The organism is Arthrobacter sp. H14 (assembly GCF_000520495.1).
Classification (GTDB): domain Bacteria; phylum Actinomycetota; class Actinomycetes; order Actinomycetales; family Micrococcaceae; genus Arthrobacter_C.
This window is the reverse complement of the sequence record NZ_KI914640.1, coordinates 45891-55957: the sequence shown is the minus strand read 5'-3', so window position 1 is coordinate 55957 and position 10067 is coordinate 45891. Positions and strand designations below refer to the sequence as shown.

The window sequence follows — 10067 nt, the reverse complement described above, 5'->3', positions numbered from 1 at the left end:
CCGGAAAATCCCGGCGCGCAGGATCTACGGGAATGGCGGTGCGCGCGGCAGGTGCACTGTGCTGGCGCAGCCGTAGAGGCGAGCTCCAGCTCCTGGTGATTCATCGTCCCCGCTACGATGACTGGTCCTGGCCCAAGGGAAAGCTCGACGACGGCGAGACCCTTCCCGAGGCCGCGGTGCGCGAGGTTGCCGAAGAGGTTGGTATCCGGATCAAGCTCGGCATCCCGCTTCCGTCCATCCAGTACAAGGTCAACTCCGGGATGAAGGAAGTCCTTTACTGGGCCGCGCACGTGGACGAGCAGGAGCCGCTTCCGGACGACCACGAAGTAGATCAAGCTGAATGGGTCAGTCCCGACAAGGCCCGGGAGCTGCTCTCCAACCCGTCCGATATCGATCCGTTGAACGCGCTGGTCGAAGCCTTCGAGGAAGGTCACCTGCCGACCTGGCCCATCATCCTGCTGCGGCATGCCAAGGCCAAGCCACGCTCCTCCTGGACCCTGGCCGAAGGAGACCGCACTCTTGTCGCCTCGGGGCAGCGGCAGGCCAAGGCGGTGGGGCGCCTGCTGAACGCCTGGGGCCCCAAACGTGCACTGACGAGTCCCTGGGTGCGCTGCGTCCAGACGCTTAAACCGTACGCAAAGATCGCCAACCCGAAGATCAAGCAGATCGATGCGCTGACAGAAGCGTCACACAAACGCCAGCCGAAAAAGGCCCGCGCGGTCGCCGAGGGTGTCTTCGAAAAACGCAAACCGGTCATCATCTGCACGCATCGGCCGGTACTGCCGACGTTGCTCGAGGTATTCGCCCCGAAAATGAGCGATGAAGACGCCGCCAAGCTCCCGACGTCGGACCCCTACCTCAGTCCCGGTGAGATCATCATTTTGCATGTCAGCGCCCTCGACAACCAGCGGATCGTCTCGGTCGAACAGGTCAAACCCTTCGACGACTAAGCCCCTGCACTTCCGCAGCTCCGGCCCGGGCCGCCCGGATCCGGCAGACGCGTAAGCTGGGCTGGTTAGAGTTGAAGCATGTGGTGGGAAACGCTGTTGGCGGCAGCCGCCGGACTGTTGCTGCTCTGGCTGCTCCTGCTTGCGGCTTTATGGTTTGCGCAGCGGGCGCAGAATGAGCCGGCGTCGCTGCGGGAGGCGCTCCGGTTGCTGCCTGATGTCCTTCGGCTGCTCCGCCGGCTAGCCTCCGACAAGACACTGCCTGTCGGCGTACGGGTTCGACTGTGGCTGCTGTTGGGCTACCTGCTCTCGCCAATCGACCTCGTACCGGACTTCATTCCGGTTATCGGTTACGCAGATGACGCGATCATCATTGTTCTCGCACTTCGTTCCGTCATCCGTACTGCAGGCCCCGAAGCCCTCGAGCGGCACTGGCCCGGCACGCAGCAGGGGCTGAGGTCGCTCCTCATTCTTCTCCCCCGCTAAACCAGGATCATTTTGTTTCCAAACACGTTCCCCGCACTCTCATCGATGACTCGGTGGATAGGATGGACGAGTGAGTATTGAGACCCCGTATGAAGACCTCCTCCGTGACGTGCTGGCCAACGGCACGTCCAAATCGGACCGCACAGGCACCGGTACCCGCAGCGTTTTCGGCCGTCAGCTGCGCTTCGACCTGAGCAACAGTTTCCCGCTTATCACCACCAAGCGGGTGCATTTTAAATCCCTCGCCCTCGAACTGTTATGGTTCCTGCGCGGCGATTCAAACGCGAAGTGGCTGCAGGAGCGCGGAGTCAAGATCTGGAATGAGTGGGCCGGCGACGACGGCGATCTCGGCCCAATCTACGGCGTCCAGTGGCGCTCGTGGCCCACGCCCGACGGCGGTCACATCGACCAGATTGCCCAGGTTGTCGAGGGACTGAAAACGAACCCGGATTCACGCCGGCACATTGTCTCGGCCTGGAACGTATCCGAGCTGCACAACATGGCTCTGCCGCCATGCCACGTCATGTTCCAGTTCTATGTAGCGGATGGCAAGCTCTCCTGCCAGCTTTATCAGCGCAGTGCGGACCTGTTCCTCGGAGTGCCATTCAACATTGCCAGCTACGCGCTGCTGACCAGAATGGTCGCCCAGCAGACCGGTCTGGAGCCCGGCGAGTTCATCTGGACAGGCGGGGACTGCCACATCTACGACGACCATATGAGCCAGGTGACCGAACAGCTTATGCGGGACGCCTATCCCTACCCGCGGCTGCAGATCGGCCGGAAGCCGGAGTCGATCTTTGATTACGAATACGAGGATTTCGAGATCGTGAACTACCAGCATCACCCGACCATAAAGGCGCCGGTGGCAGTATGATCGGGATGATCTGGGGGCAGACACCGGATAGAGTTATCGGCCGCGACGGCACGATGCCGTGGGACGTTCCCGAGGACATGGCTCATTTCACGTCGACGACGAAGGGCCACCCGGTCATTATGGGCCGGCGGACCTGGGAATCGTTTCCCGCCCGGTTCCGCCCCCTGCCAGGGCGCGCGAATATCGTCATCAGCGGCAGCCAGGACCAGCGTCAGGCTCTGGCCGATGCAGGTGCCATCGCCGTCGGAAGCATGAATGCAGCGTTGGATGCCGCCGCGGCTAGTGAGGGCGGCGAGGAGGTCTGGGTCATCGGTGGCGCCGGGATTTTCGAATCCATGCTGACCAAAGCCGACACCGCTTCGGTGACTGTCATCGACGTCGATGAAACCGGCGACACCTTTGCCCCGGCGCTGGAGGACGCCTGGACACTTGCGGTCAGCGATCCGGAACAAGGCTGGCATGAATCCCGCAAGGGTGCGCGCTACCGGATCGAAACCTGGACACGAAGCCACTCCTGACCAAGCCGTATAACCACTTGTCCTCCACCGTGTTTCCCGGAACGGCACTGTCCACATTCTGAATCTTTAACTCCTAAGGGCCTGCTTCCACGATCTATCGTCGGTCTATGCGTACATTTGACGACTTCGGATACTCGCCGGATCCTTTCACGGCAGATGTTGACCAACTAGGGTTGGTCAACATGGGACAGTACAACGTTCCAGGACGCCAAAACCCGCTTCTCCGAGCTGCTGCAACTTGTGGAACGTGGGGACGAGGTTATTATCGCCCGCTCGGGGCACCCTGTGGCCAAGCTGGTCAAAGTTGAGCGTCCGGCCAAACGCGCACTTGGATTCCTTGGTCCCCTTGATGTGCCGGATGAAGCCTTCCAACCGATGTCCAAGGAGGAACTGTCCACGTGGGAAGCACCAATTATCTAATTGATTCACAAGTACTTCTCTTCGCCTTGGTGAATCCGCGTGCTCTCTCACCCAAGGCACGCAGGATTATCAGCAACATGGACGCCAGCCTCTTTGCTTCCGCCGCCACTGCGTACGAACTCGCATACAAATTCCAGCGAGGGAAACTTCCCGGTTTCGAAAGGGTATTTGTCGGTTACGAACACCATGTCCGACGGATTGCACCATCCACCATCAACGTCACTACAGAACACTCCCTGACCGCTGCGGAACTGGACTGGGACCACGGCGACCCTTTCGACCGTCTTATCGCCGCACAGGCCCCCATTGAAGGCGCCACGCTCATCACGCCTGATGAAACAATGCAACGTTTCGAGCCCTTGAGCACTTTATGGTGATCGGCGCGGACTGGATGCAACCCAGCCGGGAGGGGACGTCGTCGTCATCAAATTGGCGATTTGCGCGGGAAAACTAGAATGGATGTATGACTTCCTTGGTATCCGGCACCTCAACTCCTTCTGTAGGCCTCATTGGCTGGCGCGGCATGGTCGGCTCCGTGCTGATGCAGCGCATGCAGGATGAGCGTGACTTCGACCTGATCAATCCGGTCTTCTTCTCCACCTCCAATGCCGGTGGGGATGCCCCTGATTTCGCAGCCGGTGCCGGAAAACTCCAGGACGCTTACGACGTCGAAACCCTCGCCAAGCTGCCCATCATTGTCACCGCCCAGGGCGGCGACTTCACCTCGGAGGTATACCCGAAGCTCCGCGACGCCGGGTGGGATGGCATCTGGATCGACGCCGCTTCGACCCTGCGGATGAATGATGACTCCATCATCGTGCTGGACCCGGTCAACCGGGACGTCATCGACGCCGGGCTGGCCCGTGGTGTAAAAGACTTCATCGGCGGCAACTGCACAGTCTCCTGTATGTTGATGGGCCTCGGTGGCTTGTTCAAGAACGGCCTGGTCGAGTGGGCTACGGCAATGACCTACCAGGCAGCCTCCGGTGGCGGTGCCCGGCACATGCGGGAGCTGATTAACCAGTTTGGCGAGCTTCACAGTGCTGTTGCCAACCACCTCATTGACCCTGCCTCCGCCATCCTGGAAATCGACCGCGGGGTCGTGACGCAGCAGCGGAATCCGGAAATGGATGCCTCACACTTCGGCGTTCCACTGGCCGGATCGGCCATTCCGTGGATCGACGCCGATCTGGGCAACGGCCAGTCCAAGGAAGAGTGGAAGGCCGGTGCGGAGACCAATAAGATCCTAGGCCTCAACGTCACCGACGGCGCACGGATTCCCTTCGACGGGTTGTGCGTCCGGATCGGAGCCATGCGTTCACACTCACAGGCGCTGACCATCAAGCTCACCGAAGATCTGCCGCTGGCAGAGATCGAGCAGCTCATCGAGCAGGACAATGAATGGGCCAAGGTCGTCCCCAATACCAAGGAAGCGACCATGGAGCAGCTCACGCCCGTTGCCGTCACGGGGACCATGGACGTACCGGTCGGCCGTTTGCGCAAGATGGAAATGGGACCTGAGTACCTGAGCGCTTTCACCATCGGCGACCAGTTGCTGTGGGGTGCAGCCGAACCGCTGCGCCGGATGCTCCGTATCGCCACAGGGAACCTGTAGCACCTCCGCTTCACCGCTCCAGTTTCTGTCGGTGCCGGCTGGCACTGTTGGGGCTATGAAAAACCCAACAGTTGACGAGATACTGACCGGATTCCTGGCCACAAGCTGCTTTAACAAACAACCTGCCACGTGTTCGCGCTATCGACGGGTCGATGCTCAATTGCGGCGGTACCTGGAGGCAACGGGACACCGTTTCCTGGAGAGTTCCAAGGTTGATTTGCTCGGTCTGGAGCAGGCGTATGAGCTGGAGGGCGCGTGCTCCCGGATCATGATCGCCGAGGACCTTGTTCATGCCTTGGCGGACTTCCTGCGTGACCCGTGGCTGCTCCATGACGGCAACGACAGGCGCTCCCAGATCAGCCAGACGTCGAGGCTGGCCCAGTGGCTCTGCAGCCGCGGACTGGTCGACACCCAGCTGGACAGTTGCGCCTTGATCGAGACGCGGATCGCAGTTGAACATGCCAGACAGGGTTACACCCGGGATCCGCGGCCCTCGCATGGATTATAGGGCGCAGCCAATCAGCAGCGGTTCGGGAACCAGCTTAATGCCGAATTTCGCCTCGACTCCGTCCCGTACGGTGCGCGCGACGTCCAGGAGGTCCCGGGCACTGGCCCCGCCGCGGTTCGTGACAGCCAGCGTATGCTTCGTCGACAGGGAGGCACGTCCGTCCGGCAGGCCGAATCCTTTGGCGAAGCCGGACTGGCCTATCAGCCAGGCGGCACTGAGCTTGACCCTGTCGTCTGCCTCTGTGCGGCCGGTACCCACCGGGTAGCGGGGTGCACCGGCCGGCAGTGTGTCGGCCACCGGGCGGTCCACGATTGGATTGGTGAAGAAGGACCCGGTACTGAAGGTGTCCCGGTCCTCCGAATCGAGAACCATGCCCTTGGAAGCACGCAGCTTGAGGACAGCCTTGCGCGTCTGCAATGCGTTGGCGCGCTCCCCCGGCTCAACTCCGAGTACCCGCGCCAGCTCGGCATACCGGATTGGTGCGCTCCCCCGCCCCAGAGCCAGCTGAAACTGGACGGTCAGGACCACATACCGCGGCGAACCGTCCACCGTGGCGCGTTTGAGCAGCGAATCCCGGTACTCAAACTTGAGGTCCGAATTGGCGAAAGTCTTGATGGCGTTCTTTTCCCGGTCCCAGGCCCGGATGCTCGCTATGGTGTGCGAAACGTCAGCACCGTAGGCGCCGACATTCTGCACCGGTGTCGCCCCCATCAGTCCAGGAATGCCGGACAGCGCCTCCAGGCCGGACCAGGCATGCATCACGGCGGTACGGACAAAGTCGTCCCACGGGTGGCCCGCCTGGACCTCAACGAACACGCCGGCCATCATATCCCTGGACTTGATTGTGTAGCCTTCGGAGGCGATATGGAGCACGGTGCCCGGAAAGCCGTCGTCGGACACGATCAGATTCGATCCACCCCCGACAATGAGCAGGGGTTCTCCGGAGGCATCTGCCGCCCGGACGGCGTCGATAATGTCCTGCTCGGTATCAGCCTGAACGTACTTGCGTGCCGGGCCGCCGACCGCCGTCGTCGTCAGCTCCGCCAGATTAACCGTGGATGTCACCAAAGCCGAACGACCGCCTGCGCCTTGACCAACACCTTTTGACCGGCCGAGGTGACCGTCAAGTCCACCCTGGCCGTGGAATTGTCGGCATCAATGGCGCCCAGCACGCCCGTGACTTCGATTTCCGCGCCCGGACCATCATCCAGGTCTTCGACGGGAACAGGCTTCGTGAAACGGGTTTGATAATCGACGACGGCGGCGGGGTCGCCGGCCCAATCCACCACCAGTTGAACGGCCGCACCCATGGTGAACATGCCGTGCGCGATCACACCGGGCAGTTCCACTGATCTGGCGAACCGCTCATTCCAATGGATTGGATTGAAATCTCCGGAGGCGCCGGCGTAGCGGATCAGATCAGCGCGTGTGACCTCAATGGTTGTCGTACCGATCTGCTGTCCAATTTCGAGTTGCTCCAGCGAAACGCTCACTGCTCTTCCCCCCGCACGATGATCGAAGATTTGGTGGTGGCGACTTTCCCGCCCTCGACGGTGGAAATTTCCGCCCGTGTGGTGATCATGGCGCCGGCGCCCATCGCCCGGACCGAATCGACATGCAGCTCGGCAACCAGCTCGTCGCCGGCCACGATCGGATGATAGTGCGTGAACCGCTGGTCCGCATGCACAACCCGCGTGAAATCGATTCCGGCACTGTCATCCTCGATCAGCTGCGCATCAGCCCGCTGGGAAACGATGATCGCGAACGTCGGTGGTGCCACCAGATCGCGGTAGCCAAGCTCCTGGGCTGCATCGACGTCGTAATGGGCCGTGCTGGTGGCCTTGACCGCGCGGGCGAATTCGCGGATCTTTTCCCGGCCAACAAAATACGGCTCTCCGGCCGGATAGCTGCGGCCGGCCAAATCAGGATCGATGGCCATGGAACTCCTCATTCTGTAGGCATTTGTAGGCTGAGTCTGCATCCAGCCTACAAGTACCTGCAGGCTATCGGCGCTTCCCTGGGCGGCGGAAGAAGATGCTGGCCACATAGCAAATGAACCCGATTCCCAGCAGCGGAAGGGCCGTCCAGGTCAGGAACCCGTTTTCGGTTGTGATCCCAATGATGGAACAGAGGATGCCGGCTCCGGTGAACGCCAGCCCGAGGACGACAAAGAGACGGTACTTGGGCGATCCGGTATCCCATGGGTTGTTCAGCATGGTTTCCATCGTATTTGCTAGAAGAGGAACTCCTGCACGGCCGGCACGTCAGAGCTGTACTGCCCGAACTCGATGCGCTTTCCCTTCAGCCGCGACAGGTCCGCCAGGAACTCCACTTCCGAATCGTCGATGCCGGCCCGAACATAGCTGCCGTGCGCGGCGCTGATCCGCAAACCGTGCCGGCCTGCACCAAGTTCGTGTGGATACAAGACGCCCGGACCCGCCTCACAAACTGCCTTCGCCGCTTCAGGCCGGTGCCATTGCTCCGAAACCGAATGCGAGCCCGGCAGTCCGTTGCCGCCGTCGAGCATTAACCGCACCTCCACCGCTTTGTCGCTGTTGATCCGGTCGAGCTCCTGAGCTGGAAGCGGATTGGCTAGAGCCACCAGCTTGGCCGCGGACCGGACAGCCTGGCCGAGGCCGAGATGGTCCGTCACAGCGTCCTCCAGATGGCGAATAATCCGGCCGTCTTCAGCCCAGCCAACATAGCGTGCGACGACGGCGCCCTGTTCAGCGAGCCTGCTGAACTTGCTGCGGTGGGAAGCCGTTCCCACTTTCGAGGCGCCGTCGGCGAAAGTGGCAACGTAAAGCCAGTGCTCCTGGTCGACATACGCCTGCAATCCCGGCGGCGCGATGCCGCTGCGGTGGATATCGTGCAGGAACCGGAAGTCGTCACGGGAAAAGCATCGTCCGCATTGAAACCCGCGCTCGGCATGGCTGTAATCCAAGCAACCGAACTGCTGCCGGGTGGTCAGGCCCTCGACCGTGCTGTAGCCGAGGCAGTGCCGCACACCAGGCGTCGTCAAGACCTGGAAGCGGAGTTCGGTTCCGGCTGCCAGCTGGAACTCTTCGGCGGTGCCTTCCGCTCCAGATAAGCCCAGCACAGGGCCGCGCGGCGTCCACGAGACACCTCGGACCAGGTACGGGCTGTTGGCTTTCACGGCTCTCCTTAAATGAATGCGCCGGCAACGATTTAACGTTACCGGCGTATCCGCTTGATAGAGAACGCTCCACACCGGAGCGTCAACGCAAATTAGACAGTTTGTTTCGAGTGCTTTCCTTCGGCCACTTCTTCCACCAGTTTGGAGCAGAAGGCGGGCAGGTCATCCGGATTACGGCTGCTGACCAGCCCGGCATCGACCACAACCTCCTGGTCCACCCATTCGGCGCCGGCATTCTTCAGGTCGGTCGCCAGTGTGTGGTACGAAGTCATCTTCCGGCCGCTGACCACTCCGGCATCGATCATGATCCAGGGACCGTGGCAGATCACCGCGACGGGTTTCTGGCTGGAGAAGAACGAGCGGGTGAAGTCCTGTGAGTCCTTGTCGACTCGGATCTGGTCCGCATTGAACACGCCACCGGGGAGCACGAGCGCATCGTAATCGTCGGCCTTAGCCTCCGAAACGCTGACGTCGACCGGGAAGTCGTCTGCTGGATCGGTGTGGTTGAACCCCTTGATGCTGCCGCTCTTCGGCGACACCAGAACGGGCTGTCCCCCGGCCTGCTTCACCGCATCCCAAGGCTGCGTGAGCTCGACCTGCTCGACGCCGTCGGTCAGCAGAAACGCGACCTTCTTACCGGAAATATCATGTTCAGACATGCTTCCTCCTTGCTGTAGAGCGTGGATGTCAGGGAATGACCCTTCACTATCCATCCTAGGAAGACAAGAGATACTAAGCAAGCTGAGCTTTATACCAAGGACTGCGTCCCTCGCCCGTCGTATCCCGATCGGAAACCTTGGCCGTATCCGGCGGGGAAACAGGAAATGCCTCCGGAACCCATGCGGATTCCAGAGGCATTCTTTGGTAGCGGTGGGGAGGCTCGATCTCCCGACCTCACGATTATGAGTCGTGCGCTCTAACCAACTGAGCTACACCGCCATAAATGAGAATGCCCGCGTAGACCGGTCAAAAACCGTTCTGACGCGGGCTCCCATTGCGAGCCCCCCACCGGAATCGATCCGGTGACCTCGTTCTTACCAAGAACGCGCTCTACCACTGAGCTAGGGGGGCAACGAGGAAAAACTTTACCAGTTAATCCCCGCAGAAACGAAATCCACCGATCCTCGTGATGCCACGGATCACAGCGGAATTCCGCGACGCCGGAACCCGGCTATGAGCAACGTCACCGGCCATGTCTATGGCCGGCACGAACCCACGCCGGGCCCAGCGTCCTGCAGCCTAGTACTTCTTGCCGTGGCGGGGCTTGCGCTCCCCATTACCGGCACTGGCGAACTTCGAGGCACCGCTGTCGCCCTCGTGATTCTTACTGAACGAGCGGTCGCCGTCGTACTTCTTCTTGAAGTCCTTCTTGAATCCGGCGCCTTCGTTCTTATTAAAGCTGCGGTCGCCGCCGCTCTTCTTGAAATCCTTCTTGAAACCGCCGCGGGCCGGGGCTCCGCCGCTGCTGGGACGGCGTCCCTTGTCCAGCTCGAGATGGATGAGTTCCCCGCCGATGCGGGTCTTGGAAAGGGCGCGCCACTG

At 61.2% G+C, this 10067-nt stretch carries 14 protein-coding genes, 2 tRNA genes and 1 pseudogene; 8 read left to right on the top strand and 9 right to left on the bottom strand.

Annotated elements, in window-relative coordinates; genetic code table 11:
* The first annotated feature begins 32 nt into the window (after positions 1-32).
* The 8 genes from Y707_RS0106495 (at position 33) to Y707_RS0106460 (ending at position 5368) form a co-directional block, all read left to right on the top strand.
* Positions 33-950 (top strand): NUDIX hydrolase, encoded by a 918-nt coding sequence (locus Y707_RS0106495; protein WP_035780613.1) that lies wholly within the window; start codon positions 33-35, stop codon positions 948-950.
* A 78-nt stretch (positions 951-1028) separates the two neighbouring features.
* Positions 1029-1433: a YkvA family protein gene (locus Y707_RS0106490; RefSeq protein WP_026534475.1), complete on the top strand. Its 405-nt coding sequence runs from the start codon at positions 1029-1031 to the stop codon at positions 1431-1433.
* A 70-nt stretch (positions 1434-1503) separates the two neighbouring features.
* A complete protein-coding gene (locus Y707_RS0106485; protein ID WP_026534474.1) occupies positions 1504-2307 on the top strand; it encodes a thymidylate synthase in 804 nt (267 codons plus the stop codon).
* Complete coding sequence (locus Y707_RS0106480; RefSeq protein WP_026534473.1) at positions 2304-2825, top strand: dihydrofolate reductase; 522 nt, start codon at positions 2304-2306, stop codon at positions 2823-2825. Before Y707_RS0106485 ends, Y707_RS0106480 begins: the two co-directional genes overlap by 4 nt.
* Positions 2826-3065: 240 nt before the next feature.
* The gene (locus Y707_RS24010; protein ID WP_253905084.1) at positions 3066-3245 is read left to right on the top strand and encodes a type II toxin-antitoxin system Phd/YefM family antitoxin; all 180 of its coding nucleotides are present in this window, start codon (positions 3066-3068) and stop codon (positions 3243-3245) included.
* Positions 3224-3622 carry a type II toxin-antitoxin system VapC family toxin gene (locus Y707_RS0106470; RefSeq protein WP_026534472.1) on the top strand — a complete coding sequence of 133 codons (399 nt, stop codon included), beginning with the start codon at positions 3224-3226 and terminating at the stop codon, positions 3620-3622. Before Y707_RS24010 ends, Y707_RS0106470 begins: the two co-directional genes overlap by 22 nt.
* 86 nt (positions 3623-3708) lie before the next feature.
* Positions 3709-4860 carry an aspartate-semialdehyde dehydrogenase gene (asd, locus tag Y707_RS0106465; protein WP_081744670.1) on the top strand — a complete coding sequence of 384 codons (1152 nt, stop codon included), beginning with the start codon at positions 3709-3711 and terminating at the stop codon, positions 4858-4860.
* 55 nt (positions 4861-4915) lie between these two features.
* Positions 4916-5368, top strand: coding sequence for a hypothetical protein (locus Y707_RS0106460; protein ID WP_026534470.1), 453 nt, complete (start codon positions 4916-4918; stop codon positions 5366-5368).
* Here the strand turns inward: Y707_RS0106460 and Y707_RS0106455 are convergent.
* From Y707_RS0106455 to Y707_RS32695, 9 genes and pseudogenes are all read right to left on the bottom strand, one after another.
* On the bottom strand, positions 5363-6433 hold the full coding sequence (locus Y707_RS0106455; protein ID WP_026534469.1) for a UDP-N-acetylmuramate dehydrogenase: 1071 nt from the start codon (positions 6431-6433) through the stop codon (positions 5363-5365). The genes Y707_RS0106460 and Y707_RS0106455 overlap by 6 nt on opposite strands.
* Positions 6430-6861, bottom strand: coding sequence for a MaoC family dehydratase (locus tag Y707_RS0106450; RefSeq protein ID WP_026534468.1), 432 nt, complete (start codon positions 6859-6861; stop codon positions 6430-6432). Before Y707_RS0106450 ends, Y707_RS0106455 begins: the two co-directional genes overlap by 4 nt.
* Positions 6858-7307, bottom strand: coding sequence for an FAS1-like dehydratase domain-containing protein (locus Y707_RS0106445; protein ID WP_026534467.1), 450 nt, complete (start codon positions 7305-7307; stop codon positions 6858-6860). Before Y707_RS0106445 ends, Y707_RS0106450 begins: the two co-directional genes overlap by 4 nt.
* A 64-nt stretch (positions 7308-7371) precedes the next feature.
* Positions 7372-7584, bottom strand: coding sequence for a hypothetical protein (locus Y707_RS0106440; RefSeq protein ID WP_026534466.1), 213 nt, complete (start codon positions 7582-7584; stop codon positions 7372-7374).
* 17 nt (positions 7585-7601) lie between these two features.
* The gene (locus Y707_RS0106435; RefSeq protein WP_026534465.1) at positions 7602-8525 is read right to left on the bottom strand and encodes a hypothetical protein; all 924 of its coding nucleotides are present in this window, start codon (positions 8523-8525) and stop codon (positions 7602-7604) included.
* Between the two features lie 92 nt (positions 8526-8617).
* Positions 8618-9184: a type 1 glutamine amidotransferase domain-containing protein gene (locus Y707_RS0106430; protein ID WP_026534464.1), complete on the bottom strand. Its 567-nt coding sequence runs from the start codon at positions 9182-9184 to the stop codon at positions 8618-8620.
* Between the two features lie 203 nt (positions 9185-9387).
* A tRNA-Met gene (locus tag Y707_RS0106425) sits at positions 9388-9464 on the bottom strand.
* Between the two features lie 60 nt (positions 9465-9524).
* Positions 9525-9596, bottom strand: a tRNA-Thr gene (locus Y707_RS0106420).
* Positions 9597-9764: 168 nt separating this feature from the next.
* Positions 9765-10067 (bottom strand): annotated as a pseudogene (locus tag Y707_RS32695) (DEAD/DEAH box helicase); the annotation flags it as partial.